The following is a 12732-nucleotide window of genomic DNA, read 5'->3' on the forward strand; positions in this document are numbered from 1 at the left end:
AGCTTTCTTCCGGTCCTGCCTGCCAGACTTTATCAGACTCACTTTCGCTTTCCCAATTCGGCGCGTTTCGCGCTTTCCATGGTTTAGCAGCTGTGTTTCCGCTTCGTCCTGGAGGACTTTATCGGATCTCGCTTTGTTGTCCAATTCGGCGTATTCACACCGCATTCGGATAAAAGCAATATCCACACCTACACAGCCATGACGATCTGACGTGAATCAGATCTTGAGTTCTTCGGCGGATCCTGAGACCCGCTGCCAGAACACCCTGGATCGAGCGATGCTCGAAAGAGTGGAGGTGGCCGCTCCGGGGCCGGAAGCCCGCCCGAAGACTCGCGCTTGCTTCCCGCCGCACCCTGGCGACTCGGAGAACACTACACACACCCTGACGCCGTTTCAAATCGCCAGGGCAACTTTTTTCGTGCGATGTTCTGGGCTCCACTCTAGACCCCCGAGACAAGGCCCATGGGCCGTTTGCTTCACCCGGCGCCAGGGGCCTCGTGACCCACCGGTCAGGCGGGCGCGAAGAGCTCGACCGGGTTACCGGCCGGATCCTCGATCACGGCCTGGGCGCCACCTCGGCCGTCGATGCGGCTGGTGCGTACCCGAGCGCCGGCTTCGCTCAGGCGCCGGAGCTCCTGGTCGACATCGCTCACCTCGAGCTGGATACGGCTCCACCCACCGGGGCTCGGAACCTTGCCGTCGTCGGCGGCCTGTCCTGCGCCGCCGGCACCAGGGGTGTTCAGCATCAGCCGAAGGCCGTGGCCCTCGAGCATCGCGAAGCCGCCAGCTCTCGGACCGATGTCCTCGAACCCGAGCTCGCGATAGAAGGCGACGGCGGCAGTGATGTCGTCGACGATGTAGCGGAATCCTGGAATCATCTGTCTCTCCTCTCTGCAACACTACTGTTGCATAGTAGGCTCCAGACATGGCTTCTCGTCAAGGGCGTACGGACCCCCGTGTGGTGCGCAGCCGGGAAAGAGTGCTCGAAGCAGCGCTTGCGGAGCTCGCCGAGCGGGGATACGGCGGATTCAGCATCGACGGGGTGGCGACACGTGCCGGTGTCGCGCGGAGCACGATCTACCGACTCGGGCACGACCGGCTCAGCTTGGTCGCGGCTGCCATGGAGACGCTCAACGTGCAGCCGCGCCCCGAGGCCGGCGGACAGGACCCGCGAGGCGATGTGGTCGCGATCGTCGCCCATCTCGCCTCCGCCATGCAGTCGTCTTTGATGTCCGACTGTCTCCCCGCCGTGCTCGACGGCGCCGAGCGCGACCCGGGGCTGCGGGAGCTGCACCACCGCTACAGCGCGCAGCGGCGTACGCGGCTGATTGATGCGCTCACCCGGCTGCGGGAGTCGGGGCACGCTGTCGGTGATCCGGAGCGGGCGGCGGAAGCACTGGCGGGGGCGGTGTTCTATCGGCGACTGATGACGCCGGTGCCGCTGCGTACGAACGAGGTCGAGGGTTTGGTGGCGACAGTTCTCGGGGAAAAGTGATCGGGCGGCCGACTCAACCGACGCCGATGTGCTGGTAGTCGAGGTCGATCAAGGCGACAGCACGATTTCCGTACGCGTCGACCTCGCGCGGGTAGGGCGCGCCGGTGTATCGGGTGGCGAGCTCGTCGATGATTCCCCAGCGGGTCTCGTCCTCGACCCAGCCGACGACGCGGCCGCGGAGGATGACCGGCATGAAGTCGTTCTCCTGCGGCGCGAGGGAGAGCGCGATGCGCGGGTCGGTGTGGAGATTGCGGTACTTGCGGCCGCGGTTGCCGGTGAGGAAGACGACGTGGTCGCCGTGGGTTCCGATCCAGACCGGGGAGGTACGCGGGGCGCCGTCGGGTCCGATTGTGGCGACATGGGCCAGGGCGGTCCCCTCGAGGAAGGGGCGTACGTCAGGGTTGATCATCGGTCTTCTCCTTGCTGCGGTCAGCGGATGACGCGGTAGTGGAGGTGGGTGACGCCGGGGGCGGGGACGACGTCGACGATCTCGAGCGAGACGTGCTCGGGGAGCTCGTTGAAGAAGCGGCGGCCAGCGCCGAGGAGCACCGGGACCTGGTGGAGGACGATCTCGTCGACGAGGCCGGCCCTCAGTGCTTCGGTCACGACGCCGCCGCCCATGAGTCCGACGTCCTTGCCGCCGGCCTGTTCCTTGGCGAGGGCGATCGCGTCCTCGATGGTGGTGGCGAAGGTCTGGCGGTCGTGGACCGCGGGAGCGGGACGATGGGAGAGGACGACCAGCGGAGCGGTGGGATGTGGCGCTCCTCCCTTGTCCCAGCCGGAGTCGTCGTAGGTGTTGCGGCCGGCGAGGCTGACCCCGTCGCGTGCGGCCAGGGCGTCGAAGACGCGAGCGCTCGGCTCGGAGAGCTTGAAGCCGTCGAAGACCTGGCTGGGGGTGTCGCCGTCGAAGTACCAGTCGAAGAGGACGCCACCGTCCCCCAGGCCGCGACCGGGGCCCGGATCCCGTCCGGTGATGAAGCCGTCGACCGAGACCGAGAGTGCTGCGAGGACCTTGCTCATGATCGCTCCCTGAGGGTCGGAGTTTCCTGAAGAGACTCTGCGACCGTAGCATTGTGAGTTCCTTCAGGGAACCCTAAATGGTAGATTCGGGGCATGCAACGTACGAACTTCGGCGACATGGCCTGCTCGATCGCGCGGACGCTCGATGTGATCGGGGAGCCGTGGTCGCCTCTCGTGCTGCGCGACATCTGGGTGGGCATGAACCGCTTCGACCAGATCCAGGCGGATCTCGGGATCTCTCGGAAGGTGCTCACCGAGCGGCTCGGGCACCTGGTCGAGCACGGGGTTCTGGAGAAGCGGGCATACGACAACCGGCCGCGCTATGAGTACGTGCTGACGGAGAAGGGGCGTGAGCTCGTCGACGTGCTGATGGTGATGGTCGGCTGGGGTGACAAGTGGCTCGCAGGTGAGGCGGGGCCGCCGGTGCTCTACCGGCATCACGCGTGCGGGGAGATCGGGCGGGTCGATCTGCGGTGCTCACACTGCGGTGAGCCGATGCACGCCGACGACATCGACGTGCTGGCCGGGCCGGGGGCTGCGCCGGAGCCGGCCTCAGCGGGGTAGCGGGCCGGTGTAGGCCTGCCGCGCCGTCTCCACGGCAGGCATGTTCGCCTCCGACCAGTTGCCGACGGCGGCGAAGACCGGCTGGAGGCTGCGACCGAGGTCGGTGATGTCGTACTCCACCCGGGGTGGCACCTCCGCGTGGTAGCGGCGCTCGACGAGGCCGTCGCGCTCCAGCTGGCGCAGGCGCTGGGTCAGCACCTTCGAGGAGATCGTGCCGAGGCGGCGCTCCAGCTCCACGAAGCGCTGGGTGCCGAACTCGTGCAGCGTCCACAGGATCGGGGTGGTCCATCGGCTGAAGATCAGCTCCACCGCCGGGGTGATCGGACAGGCCGCCACCGGCTCGTCAGTGCTCGGTCGCCAGGTCATATCGCTCCAATACTTACCTTGGGGAACCCACTGTATCTAGGGATCTAACGTCGTTCCGAACGCAGATCACGACCTATGAATGGAGACCTCGATGATCGTCATCACCGGAGCGACGGGGAATGTCGGACAGCCGCTCGTCGAGCTGCTGGCCGACGCCGGGCACACCGTCACCGCCGTCTCGCGCGCGAAGTCGGCGCCGCTGCCGACCCGGGCGGGAGTCGTCCCCGCGGTGGCCGACCTGGCCGACGCGGCGACCCTGGCCCCAGCCCTGGCCGGCGCCGACGCGCTGTTCCTGATCGTCAGCGGCGCCGGCGCTCATGTCGACGGGCCTGCACTGATGAAGCATGCCGAGGCGGCAGACGTACGCCGCGTTGTGCTGTTGTCCTCGCAGGCCGTCGGCACCCGGCCGGGGACACCGTCGCACGCACCGCTCGCCGAGCTCGAGGAGGCGGTGCGGCGCTCGGCGATGGAGTGGACGATCCTGCGCCCCGGCGGCTTCGCGAGCAATGCGCTCGCCTGGGTGCCGATGATCAAGGAGATGAACGCTGTCCATGCGGCGTACGGAGATGTCGCGCTTCCCGTCGTCGATCCCCTCGACATCGCCGAGGTCGCCGCGACGACCCTGACCGAGGACGGTCACGCGGGGCGGACGTACGAGATCACCGGGCCTAACGCGACCACGCCGCGGGAACGGGTCGAGGAGATCGCCGCGGCGGTCGGGCGTCCGCTGGAGTTCATCGAGCTGACCCCGGAGGAGGCGCGCGGCCAGATGGCTGAGTTCATGCCGCCGCCTGTTGTCGAGGGGACGCTGGCCATCCTCGGGCACCCGACCGCCGAGGAGCAGGCGGTAAGCCCGCACGTCGAGAAGGTGCTGGGCAGGCCGGCCCGCGGTTTCGGGGAGTGGGCTCGGCGGTTCGCCGCTGCGTACGAGGCCTGAGTTCGGGGCCCGAGGTCAGCTACCGCGGGCGGCGCCGAGCTCCTTGAGCGCGGCGCCGTCGATGCGGTGGACCTCCCACTCGTTCTGCGGGACCGAGCCGAGGGAGCGGTAGAAGGCGATCGACGGTTCGTTCCACGTGAGCACCCACCACTCAAGGCGGCGCCAGTCGTTCTCGACGCAGATCTCGGCGAGGCGTACGAGGAGGGCCTTGCCGGCGCCGGCACCGCGGTGCGCGGGGTCGACGAAGAGGTCCTCGAGCCAGATGCCGTTGCGGCCGGTCCAGGTGGAGAAGGTGACGTACCAGACCGCCATGCCGATGATCATGCCGTCGTTCTCGGCGATGAGGCAGCGGGTGGTCGGGGTGCCGGACTCAGGGAAGAGCGCCGCGGTGAAGTCGGTCTCCGTAGCCTCGACGGCGTCGGGCTCCTTCTCGTAGACGGCCAGGGCGTGGACGAGACGGAGGATCTCGGGTACGTCGGTGGGAGCTGCATCGCGGATGGTGACGGTCACGGGTCGATCCTAGGAGGTCGCGCAGCCAGCGCGCCCGTATCGCGGCGCGCAGCAGGCGGCCCTACCTGCGCGACCTCTCAGGCTACTCGCCAGTTCGGGAATGCGCATTCCAGTGAGACGCAATCGCAATCACGGTGCAACAAAGGCTTCCTACGTTTCGGGGCGTCCCCAACAGATTGGATACCCCCACATGACTCAGACCCAGTCACGTCGGAACTTCTTGCGCAACGTCGGCCTCGCCGGCGGCGCGGGAGTCATGTTGCACAGCATGGGTGCTCTCGGGCTCACCTCGGCTCACGCCGCGGAGACCCCCAGCTTCACTCCTCCCAAGCCTTCCGATCTCGCCCGGGCCGGCAGCAAGTCCGTGGTCATCCTCGGCGGCGGCATCGCCGGGCTCACCGCTGCGTACGAGCTGCTCAAGGGTGGCTACAAGGTCACCGTGCTCGAGGGACGCGAGCGGCCGGGCGGTCGCAACTTCACCGTGCGTGGCGGCACCCGGGTGACCGATCTGAACGGGGTCACGCAGGTGGCCGGGTTCTCCAAGGGTCAGTACATGAACGCGGGGCCCGGGCGGCTGCCGCAGAGCCACATCACGCTGGACTACTGCAAGGAGCTGGGCGTCCCGATCGAGGCGTTCACCAACCAGAACGCCAACGCACTGCTCTACTACCCCGGCGATCACGGCATCGGCGCGGTGCAGATGCGTCAGGCGAAGGCGGACACGTACGGCTATGTCTCCGAGCTGCTCGCGAAGGCGACCGACAAGGGGGCCCTGGACGAGGAGCTGACCGCCGCCGACAAGGACGCGCTGATCGCCTTCCTGAGGAACTTCGGCGATCTCGGCTCCAAGGCGGAGGGGTACGCCTACACCGGCTCCAGCCGCGCGGGCTACACGGTCGAGCCGGGTGCCGGGCAGGAGTCCGGCACCGAGGTGGCCCCGAACTCGATGAGCGCTGTCCTCGCCGCCGGGCTGGGGCAGTACTTCTCCTTCGAGTTCGGCTACGACCAGGCGATGATGATGTATCAGCCGGTCGGCGGAATGGACGCGATCCCCAACGCCTTCGCCCAGGCCGTTGGGGCGCGGAACATCCGCTACGGGGCCGAGGTCGTCGAGTGGAGCAACACCTCGACCGGTGTCTCCGTGGCCTACAAGGCTCGCGGGAGGACCGAGACCATCAAGGCGGACTTCGCGATCAACTGCATGCCGCCGAACATCGCAGCCAAGGTCCAGCACAACCTCGGCGCCGACATCACCGCGAGCCTGAAGTCCTTCGGGCCCTCGAACGCCGGGAAGATCGGGATCGAGTACGACCGGCGCTGGTGGGAGGAGGACTTCCGGATCTACGGCGGCATCACCAACACCCGCCTCGACCTGCGCAACATGTGGCACCCGTCGTACGGGTTCAACGGGGACAAGGGCACGATGATCGGCTACTACAACACCGGTAGCGCGGCCGACACCTACGGCGTGCTCAGCCCTGCGCAGCGGCTCTCGCGGGCGGTGGACATGGGCAAGCAGATCTTCGGGGACGTCTACGGCGAGGGCATCACCGCCTCCTACAGCCAGGACTGGAAGTCGCAGAAGTTCTCCGAGGGAGCTTGGGCGTACTCGACGACGGCCGACACCGATCCGCTCTACACGCGGCTGCTGGATGCCACCGGCAACACGTACTTCGCCGGTGACCACCTCAGTCACTCCGTTGCCTGGCAGCACGGCGCGATCACGGCCGCCCGGGCAGCCGTCGAGAAGCTGCACGCGCGGGTGACGGCATGATGTCGCCGCGTACGAAGGTGCTGGCTGTGGTCGGGTTGACCGCAGCTCTGGTCGCTCCGACGGCGGCAGTCGCCGGGAGCAGATGGTCGGCCTTCCCGCCGCGTGGTGGGGAGACGATCTCGGTGCTGCCCGCGGGACAGGACAACCCGTCGATCGCCAACGGCGTCGCGATCGGGCCGGAGGCGGCGATCTACAAGACCAGCGGGCTCGGTCCGTCCCGGCTCAACACCGGGGCGAGCGGCGAGGCGGCCTACATCGACACCGCGGTGTTCCCGGGTGGTGAGCTGCCGCCGGGCGTGACCATCACCGAGGCCCAGGGAATCAACGTGCTGCGCCGGATCGGGGAGAACCTCGAGGCGGCCGGGCTCTCCTACGACGACGTGATCACGATGCGCGTCTTCCTGCAGAACCCCGCGGGCGAGGCGAAGATGGACTTCGCGGGCTGGAACCGGGCCTATCGGCAGTTCTTCGCGAACACGTCGGTCTCGACCGGCGAGGCCGTCCCGGTGCCGCTGGGCACTGCTGCGCCGGCGGCTCCGATGGTCGTCAACCCCGCCCGTCCGTCGCGGTTCGCGCTCGAGATCGAGAACCTGCCCGTCGACGGATGGCTTGTCGAGGTGGAGGTCGACGCGGCTTATCCGGTGAAGAAGAAGTAGACCCTCGAAAACGAGATCGCCCTCTCCGAGCAGTGCTCGGGGAGGGCGATTCTCGTGCAGCTCAGACCGAGGTCAGAGCTTGGAAAGCTTGGGGAAGGGGCTGGCGATGCGCACCAGTCGGGGACCGAAGTCGACAGTGACTGCGGCCGTTTCTTTGTTGACGACCCGACCCAGGCCGAAGGAGTCGTGGGAAACCAGGTCCCCTGACTCGAACTGCTCAATGACCGGCTCGGGATCTGCCTTGAAAGGACTCGCGGCGAAGTGTCGCCGCCGGGGGGTTGAGGTAGTCATCCCTTCGAGTATGTGGCCTCAGACACGAATAAGGGAATGCACAGGTTGGTCACAATGGCCTATCAGATCGTTTCAGGCCCGCGTGTAGTCGGCCTTGTCGTAGCTGGCGCTGCGGCGGTAGTGGGCCGAGATGCTGGGCCAGTTGGTGGTGATGCGGCCGTTCCGCTCGCGATACCAGGAGGTGCATTTGCTCCAGACGCTGTCGGCCAGCTTGTCCTGGATCCGCGCGTCGTAGGCCTCCTCGACCTCCGCGCGCACCTCGAGCGGGCCGGCATCGGCGACGTGATCGGCGTACCGGCCGAGGTAGCGGGCCTGGGTCTCCAGGAAGAAGATGATCGAGCCGCCACCGGTGTTGGTGTTGGGGCCGTACATGATCAGCAGGTTCGGGAAACCCGGGACGGTCATGCCGTGGTAGGCGTGGGCGCCGTCCTTCCAATGGGTGTGCAGGTCGCGGCCCTGGGTGCCGGTGATCGTCATCGGGGCGAGGAAGTCGGTGGCCTTGAACCCGGTGCCCCAGATGATCACGTCGACCTCGTGCTGCTGCCCGTCGGCGGTCGTCACCCCGGTCGGGGTGATCTCGACGATGTCGTCGGTGATCACGTCCACGTTGGGCTGGGCGAGAGCCGGCAGGTAGTCGTCGGCGAAGAGGATGCGCTTGCAGCCGAACGGGTAGTCGGGCCAGACCTTCTCGAAGAGCCCCGGCTTCGCCGCTGTCTGCGCCTTCATGTGGCGCTTGGACCAGGCCCGCATGACCGCACCGAACGGCTTGACGTGGAAGGACGTGGTGAGCCACTCGGCCTGGACCCAGATCTTCGCGCGGTTGAGGAGCTGCGGCATCGGGCTGGCGGGGTCGGTGCGCTCGAAGTCCTTGCGCGGGACGATGTAGGGCGCCGAGCGCTGGAAGAGGAGCACCTGCGCCGCGTCCTTCCGTACCTCGGGCACGAACTGGATGGCGCTCGCGCCGGTGCCGATCACCGCGACCCGCTTGCCGTGGAGGTTCAGGTCGTGGTTCCACTCGGCGGAGTGGAAGGCCTCTCCTGCGAATGTGTCGGCGCCGGGGATGCTCGGGATCGAGGGCCGGGAGAGCTGGCCGACGGCAGGTACGAACAGGTCGACCGTCTCCGTCTCACCCGTGCTGAGGTCGAGCTGCCAGGTCTTCGACTCGTCGTCCCAGCGGGCGGCGGTCACCTCGGTGTGGAACCGGATGTGGCGGCGTACGTCGTACTTGTCGACGACCCGGTGGATGTAGTCGAGGATCGCGGGCTGGCGGGAGAACTTGTGGGGCCAGTGCGGGTTGGGCTCGAAGGAGTAGGAGTAGAGGCTGGAAGGTACGTCGCAGGCGGCGCCCGGGTAGGTGTTCTCCCGCCAGACGCCGCCGACGTCTCCGGCCTTCTCGAACACGACGATGTCGTCGTGGCCGCGCTTCTTGAGCTCGATCGTGGCGGCCAGGCCGCCGAAGCCGGTGCCGATGACTGCGATGCGCAAGAGATCCTCCGAGTGCCGGGAGCGACGGTGTGACCTGGACCATACCGGGAGAATGTGACCGGCAAAATGTGAATGGCCGCGAGAGGACCGAAAGGTAAGAAGTGGGACGCCCGCTCGTCATCGCGCTTAGGGTCGGCTAACCTAATCCCATGATCGTCTGCCAGTGCCGAGTCGTCACGGACCGTGACGTCGACGCCGCGCTGGCCGACGGGGCGCGCACGGTCAGCGCGATCTGCCGCTCCACGGGAGCCGCTCAGGACTGTGGCTCGTGCATCTTCTCGGTGAAGAAGCAGGTCAGCCGGCATCTCGAGCAGGAGTGCTCACACCTCGTGGCCGACGGCGCCGCGAGCTGACGTACGCAACCGGTCACAAACTGAGTCTGTCCTCACTCCCGGGGTGCCGTGCGAGTATCGGGACAGATCCCGTTACCGGAGGTACGTCATGCAGCCAGTCGATCCACGCGTCGTCGAGCTCCTCAACGAGGCGCTCACGTTCGAGCTCACGGTCACCAACACGTACTTCCTGCATGCTCGGATGCTCGACAACTGGGGTCTGCCCAAGCTCGGCAAGGTCTTCTACGACCTCTCCATCGACGAGATGCGTGACGCCGACGACCTGATCAACCGGATCCTGATGTTCGACGGCCATCCCAACGTGCAGCGCCTCAACGCCATCCAGGTCGGCGAGACCGCCGAGGAGATGCTCTCGCTGGCCCTGGCGAGCGAGCGCGCCGCGGTCGCGCAGTTCAACGCCGGCGGTGAGGAGTGCCACCAGCTCGGCGACCACGGCACCGCGGCCGTCTTCGAGGAGATGGTCCGCGACGAGGAGAAGCACGCCGACTGGTTCGAGGCGCAGCTCGACGCGATCGATCGTGTGGGCCTCCAGGCGTTCCTGGCTCAGCACGTCGGTGCGGGCGAGGGACCCGGCTGAGCCAGGCCCCTCCTTGTTCCCCCTCAGGCAGGCACCGCGTCGTCGATGCAGAGGATGTTGTCCTCGCTGTCCTTGAACCAGGCTGCGTGCCCGGCCTCACCCATACCGGCGACGTCACCGTCCCAGGTCATCCCGGGCATCTCGTAGTGCTCGAAGCTGACTCCCTTGGCGCGCAGGTCGTCGGTCTCCTTGCGGACGTCGGCCACGTGGAACTGGGCGATCGTGTGCCCGGCCTTGCCCGCCTGCTCGGTCTCGTAGAGGTGGAAGGACGTCCCGCCGGACGTCGTGTAGAGCAGGCCGCCGGGGTCCTCACCGCTCGGCTCGAGCCCGAGCTTGTCAGAGTAGAACCGACGCGCCCGCTCGAGGTCGGCGGCCGGGATGTTCGCCATCACACTGCTGTTGGTCAACATCACAGGCCTCCTCAGGCGCTCTCGAACCAGGGGCGGTGGAGGTCGTAGTAGGTCGCGCCCTGCATCGCGTAGTCGAGCTCGCTGCGTACGTCGGCCGGGGGCTCGATCTGCTCACCCTTGCGGGCCTCGTCCTCGCTGGTGAACGCGATGGTCTCGACGAAGCTGCCGTCCGCCTCGATCGCGAGGGTGCCGCCGAGGATCTCGGGGCGCATCTCGTGCAGCTGGGTGGTGTCGGTCGTCATCATCGCCTTGAGCCGGCTCGGGTCGTCGACGCGGCCACGGATGATCTGCACGAACCCGGCGTCGTCGGAGCCGCCGTCGAAGAGCAGCGTGACGTCGTCGCAGTCGTGAAACTCCATCGGCCCGTCCATGACCTCGGCCATCCTCGCCGCCCACTCCCCCTGCTCGGGACGGTCGGAGTTGGCCATCGCGGCCTCGCGGGACTCGAAGCGGACCACCCCGATGAGCTGGCCGTCGTCGGTGAATCCGTAGGTGCCGCCCAGCCACCCGGTCGCGCTCGGCGCCAGGTCTCGACGCCACTCGTCGAGCAACTGGTGAGCCTCGTCCTGCCGGGTGCAGGGCCCCTGAATCATCTGGATGAACATGCTGCCTCCTCGGTCGTTGGTGTGCCAACGGACCGGTCGAGGCAGTAGCCGGGCCCCGGCCAGGCCCTCTCGCAACGTACGTCCGAAGGGTCGCCGCGCACATACCCCAAACAGGCGTTTTTGAAACGACGCCGTCAGTCGACGTCGACCCAGTCGAGCGTGCGGTCGACAGCCTTCCGCCAGCCGGCGTACCCGATCTCGCGCTGCTCGTCGCTCCAGGCCGGCTTCCAGCGCTTGGACTCGTTCCAGTTCTGGCGAAGCTCGTCGGTGTCCTTCCAGAATCCGACGGCGAGCCCGGCAGCGTAGGCGGCACCGAGCGCGGTGGTCTCGGCGACGACCGGACGGCTGACCTCGACGCCGAGGACGTCGGCCTGGATCTGCATGCACAGCTCGTTGGCGGTGATGCCGCCGTCGACCTTGAGGACCTCGAGGCGTACGCCGGAGTCCTTCTCCATCGCTTCAGCGACGTCACGACTCTGGTAGCAGATCGCCTCCAGGGCCGCGCGGGCGATGTGGCCGCTGGTGTTGAACCGGGACAGGCCGACGATCACGCCGCGGGCGTCCGAGCGCCAGTAGGGGGCGAAGAGACCGGAGAAGGCCGGGACGAAGTAGACCCCGCCGTTGTCCTCGACCTCCTTGGCCAGGTTCTCGACCTGCCCGGCGCTGCTGATCACCCGGAGCTGGTCACGCAGCCACTGCACCGCGGAGCCGGTGACAGCGATCGAGCCCTCCAGGGCGTACGTCGGGGGTTGGTCGCCGAACTGGTAGCAGACTGTGGTGAGGAGGCCGTTCTCGGAGCGTACGAGCTCCTCGCCGGTGTTGAGCAGCAGGAAGTTGCCGGTGCCGTAGGTGTTCTTGGCCTCGCCGGCGTCCAGGCAGACCTGGCCGACCATGGCGGCCTGCTGGTCACCGAGGATGCCGGTGATCGGGATCTCGCCGCCGAGCGGACCGTTCTCCAGCGTGGTGCCGTAGGGCCTGGGATCGGAGGAGGGCCGGATCTCGGGGAGCATCTGGCGCGGGATGTCGAAGAAGCCGAGCAGCTCGTCGTCCCAGTCGAGGGTCTCGAGGTTCATCAGCATGGTGCGGCTGGCGTTGGTGACGTCGGTGACGTGTACGCCGCCGTTGGGGCCGCCGGTCAGGTTCCAGACGATCCAGCTGTCAGTGGTGCCGAAGATGGCGTCGCCGCTCTCCACAGCCTCGCGGACGCCGTCGACGTTCTCCAGGATCCACTGGATCTTGCCTCCGGCGAAGTACGTCGCGGGCGGGAGTCCGGCCTTGCGACGAATGATGTCGCCGCGCTCGTCCTTGTCGAGAGCGGAGGCGATCCGGTCGGTGCGGGTGTCCTGCCAGACGATCGCGTTGTAGTAGGGCCGTCCGGTCCTCTTGTTCCAAACCACGGTGGTCTCGCGCTGGTTGGTGATGCCGAGCGCGGCGATGTCCTTGTCCGTCAGGCCCTTGCTGCCGAGCGCGATCTGGATCACCGCCCTGGTGCGCTCCCAGATCTCCACCGGGTTGTGCTCGACCCAGCCCGCCTTGGGCAGGATCTGCTGGTGCTCCAACTGATGGCGGGCCACCTCGTTGCCACCGTGGTCGAAGATCATGCAGCGAGTGCTCGTGGTGCCTTGGTCGACGGCTGCGACGTAGTCGGGCATGTCGGTCCTTTCGGTTTCTCTGCTCTGTGTCTCAGTC

Annotated in this window: 17 protein-coding genes; 7 read left to right on the forward strand and 10 right to left on the reverse strand. The window is 67.3% G+C overall.

Features of this window, described 5'->3' with window-relative positions:
- Positions 1 to 509: 509 nt before the first annotated feature.
- Positions 510 to 878, reverse strand: coding sequence for a VOC family protein (locus AB0F44_RS15940; RefSeq protein ID WP_357356984.1), 369 nt, complete (start codon positions 876 to 878; stop codon positions 510 to 512).
- A 47-nt stretch (positions 879 to 925) separates the two neighbouring features.
- Here AB0F44_RS15940 and AB0F44_RS15945 point away from each other — a divergent pair, with 47 nt between their 5' ends.
- A complete protein-coding gene (locus AB0F44_RS15945) occupies positions 926 to 1495 on the forward strand; it encodes a TetR-like C-terminal domain-containing protein (RefSeq protein ID WP_357356986.1) in 570 nt (189 codons plus the stop codon).
- Between the two features lie 13 nt (positions 1496 to 1508).
- On the opposite strand, the gene AB0F44_RS15950 is transcribed toward AB0F44_RS15945, so the two are convergent.
- Together AB0F44_RS15950 and AB0F44_RS15955 are read right to left on the reverse strand one after the other, a co-directional pair.
- Positions 1509 to 1904 carry a TIGR03618 family F420-dependent PPOX class oxidoreductase gene (locus tag AB0F44_RS15950; protein ID WP_357356988.1) on the reverse strand — a complete coding sequence of 132 codons (396 nt, stop codon included), beginning with the start codon at positions 1902 to 1904 and terminating at the stop codon, positions 1509 to 1511.
- 20 nt (positions 1905 to 1924) lie between these two features.
- Entirely contained in the window at positions 1925 to 2515 is a 591-nt protein-coding gene (locus tag AB0F44_RS15955; RefSeq protein WP_357356990.1) for a dihydrofolate reductase family protein, read from the reverse strand.
- 93 nt (positions 2516 to 2608) lie between these two features.
- Between AB0F44_RS15955 and AB0F44_RS15960 the strand changes: the two genes are divergently transcribed.
- Positions 2609 to 3079 (forward strand): helix-turn-helix domain-containing protein, encoded by a 471-nt coding sequence (locus AB0F44_RS15960; RefSeq protein ID WP_357356992.1) that lies wholly within the window; start codon positions 2609 to 2611, stop codon positions 3077 to 3079.
- On the opposite strand, the gene AB0F44_RS15965 is transcribed toward AB0F44_RS15960, so the two are convergent.
- Positions 3068 to 3445: a helix-turn-helix domain-containing protein gene (locus AB0F44_RS15965; protein WP_350717688.1), complete on the reverse strand. Its 378-nt coding sequence runs from the start codon at positions 3443 to 3445 to the stop codon at positions 3068 to 3070. The two genes, AB0F44_RS15960 and AB0F44_RS15965, sit on opposite strands and share 12 nt — an antisense overlap.
- 91 nt (positions 3446 to 3536) lie before the next feature.
- Between AB0F44_RS15965 and AB0F44_RS15970 the strand changes: the two genes are divergently transcribed.
- On the forward strand, positions 3537 to 4382 hold the full coding sequence (locus tag AB0F44_RS15970) for an NAD(P)H-binding protein (protein WP_357356994.1): 846 nt from the start codon (positions 3537 to 3539) through the stop codon (positions 4380 to 4382).
- A 15-nt stretch (positions 4383 to 4397) separates the two neighbouring features.
- Here the strand turns inward: AB0F44_RS15970 and AB0F44_RS15975 are convergent, their stop codons facing one another.
- Positions 4398 to 4892, reverse strand: a complete 495-nt coding sequence (locus AB0F44_RS15975) for a GNAT family N-acetyltransferase (protein WP_357356996.1) — start codon at positions 4890 to 4892, stop codon at positions 4398 to 4400.
- Between the two features lie 190 nt (positions 4893 to 5082).
- On the opposite strand from AB0F44_RS15975, the gene AB0F44_RS15980 reads away from it, so the two are divergent.
- Positions 5083 to 6666, forward strand: coding sequence for an FAD-dependent oxidoreductase (locus AB0F44_RS15980; protein ID WP_357356998.1), 1584 nt, complete (start codon positions 5083 to 5085; stop codon positions 6664 to 6666).
- Positions 6666 to 7322 carry a Rid family hydrolase gene (locus AB0F44_RS15985; protein WP_357357000.1) on the forward strand — a complete coding sequence of 219 codons (657 nt, stop codon included), beginning with the start codon at positions 6666 to 6668 and terminating at the stop codon, positions 7320 to 7322. Before AB0F44_RS15980 ends, AB0F44_RS15985 begins: the two co-directional genes overlap by 1 nt.
- Before the next feature lie 72 nt (positions 7323 to 7394).
- On the opposite strand, the gene AB0F44_RS15990 is transcribed toward AB0F44_RS15985, so the two are convergent.
- Together AB0F44_RS15990 and AB0F44_RS15995 are read right to left on the reverse strand one after the other, a co-directional pair.
- Complete coding sequence (locus tag AB0F44_RS15990; protein ID WP_141790972.1) at positions 7395 to 7613, reverse strand: hypothetical protein; 219 nt, start codon at positions 7611 to 7613, stop codon at positions 7395 to 7397.
- Positions 7614 to 7685: 72 nt separating this feature from the next.
- On the reverse strand, positions 7686 to 9098 hold the full coding sequence (locus tag AB0F44_RS15995) for an NAD(P)/FAD-dependent oxidoreductase (RefSeq protein WP_357357001.1): 1413 nt from the start codon (positions 9096 to 9098) through the stop codon (positions 7686 to 7688).
- Between the two features lie 149 nt (positions 9099 to 9247).
- On the opposite strand from AB0F44_RS15995, the gene AB0F44_RS16000 reads away from it, so the two are divergent.
- Both AB0F44_RS16000 and bfr read left to right on the forward strand, forming a co-directional pair.
- Positions 9248 to 9451: a (2Fe-2S)-binding protein gene (locus AB0F44_RS16000; RefSeq protein ID WP_350665493.1), complete on the forward strand. Its 204-nt coding sequence runs from the start codon at positions 9248 to 9250 to the stop codon at positions 9449 to 9451.
- 88 nt (positions 9452 to 9539) lie between these two features.
- The gene (bfr, locus tag AB0F44_RS16005; protein WP_357357003.1) at positions 9540 to 10028 is read left to right on the forward strand and encodes a bacterioferritin; all 489 of its coding nucleotides are present in this window, start codon (positions 9540 to 9542) and stop codon (positions 10026 to 10028) included.
- A 23-nt stretch (positions 10029 to 10051) separates the two neighbouring features.
- On the opposite strand, the gene AB0F44_RS16010 is transcribed toward bfr, so the two are convergent.
- From AB0F44_RS16010 to glpK, 3 genes are all read right to left on the reverse strand, one after another.
- Positions 10052 to 10438, reverse strand: coding sequence for a VOC family protein (locus AB0F44_RS16010; RefSeq protein WP_357357005.1), 387 nt, complete (start codon positions 10436 to 10438; stop codon positions 10052 to 10054).
- A gap of 11 nt (positions 10439 to 10449) precedes the next feature.
- Positions 10450 to 11043, reverse strand: coding sequence for a hypothetical protein (locus AB0F44_RS16015; protein WP_357357007.1), 594 nt, complete (start codon positions 11041 to 11043; stop codon positions 10450 to 10452).
- 134 nt (positions 11044 to 11177) lie between these two features.
- The gene (gene glpK, locus AB0F44_RS16020; protein ID WP_357357009.1) at positions 11178 to 12695 is read right to left on the reverse strand and encodes a glycerol kinase GlpK; all 1518 of its coding nucleotides are present in this window, start codon (positions 12693 to 12695) and stop codon (positions 11178 to 11180) included.
- Positions 12696 to 12732: the final 37 nt, after the last annotated feature.

The organism is Nocardioides sp. NPDC023903 (assembly GCF_040639295.1).
GTDB lineage: Bacteria > Actinomycetota > Actinomycetes > Propionibacteriales > Nocardioidaceae > Nocardioides.

Excerpts from the sequence above, each read along its gene's own strand:
- AB0F44_RS15940 (WP_357356984.1), bottom strand. The coding sequence starts at position 878 with ATGATTCCAGGATTCCGCTACATCGTCGACGACATCACTGCCGCCGTC.
- AB0F44_RS15945 (WP_357356986.1), top strand. The coding sequence starts at position 926 with ATGGCTTCTCGTCAAGGGCGTACGGACCCCCGTGTGGTGCGCAGCCGG.
- AB0F44_RS15950 (WP_357356988.1), bottom strand. The coding sequence starts at position 1,904 with ATGATCAACCCTGACGTACGCCCCTTCCTCGAGGGGACCGCCCTGGCC.
- AB0F44_RS15955 (WP_357356990.1), bottom strand. The coding sequence starts at position 2,515 with ATGAGCAAGGTCCTCGCAGCACTCTCGGTCTCGGTCGACGGCTTCATC.
- AB0F44_RS15960 (WP_357356992.1), top strand. The coding sequence starts at position 2,609 with ATGCAACGTACGAACTTCGGCGACATGGCCTGCTCGATCGCGCGGACG.
- AB0F44_RS15965 (WP_350717688.1), bottom strand. The coding sequence starts at position 3,445 with ATGACCTGGCGACCGAGCACTGACGAGCCGGTGGCGGCCTGTCCGATC.
- AB0F44_RS15970 (WP_357356994.1), top strand. The coding sequence starts at position 3,537 with ATGATCGTCATCACCGGAGCGACGGGGAATGTCGGACAGCCGCTCGTC.
- AB0F44_RS15980 (WP_357356998.1), top strand. The coding sequence starts at position 5,083 with ATGACTCAGACCCAGTCACGTCGGAACTTCTTGCGCAACGTCGGCCTC.
- AB0F44_RS15985 (WP_357357000.1), top strand. The coding sequence starts at position 6,666 with ATGTCGCCGCGTACGAAGGTGCTGGCTGTGGTCGGGTTGACCGCAGCT.
- AB0F44_RS15990 (WP_141790972.1), bottom strand. The coding sequence starts at position 7,613 with ATGACTACCTCAACCCCCCGGCGGCGACACTTCGCCGCGAGTCCTTTC.
- AB0F44_RS16000 (WP_350665493.1), top strand. The coding sequence starts at position 9,248 with ATGATCGTCTGCCAGTGCCGAGTCGTCACGGACCGTGACGTCGACGCC.
- bfr (WP_357357003.1), top strand. The coding sequence starts at position 9,540 with ATGCAGCCAGTCGATCCACGCGTCGTCGAGCTCCTCAACGAGGCGCTC.
- AB0F44_RS16010 (WP_357357005.1), bottom strand. The coding sequence starts at position 10,438 with ATGTTGACCAACAGCAGTGTGATGGCGAACATCCCGGCCGCCGACCTC.
- AB0F44_RS16015 (WP_357357007.1), bottom strand. The coding sequence starts at position 11,043 with ATGTTCATCCAGATGATTCAGGGGCCCTGCACCCGGCAGGACGAGGCT.
- glpK (WP_357357009.1), bottom strand. The coding sequence starts at position 12,695 with ATGCCCGACTACGTCGCAGCCGTCGACCAAGGCACCACGAGCACTCGC.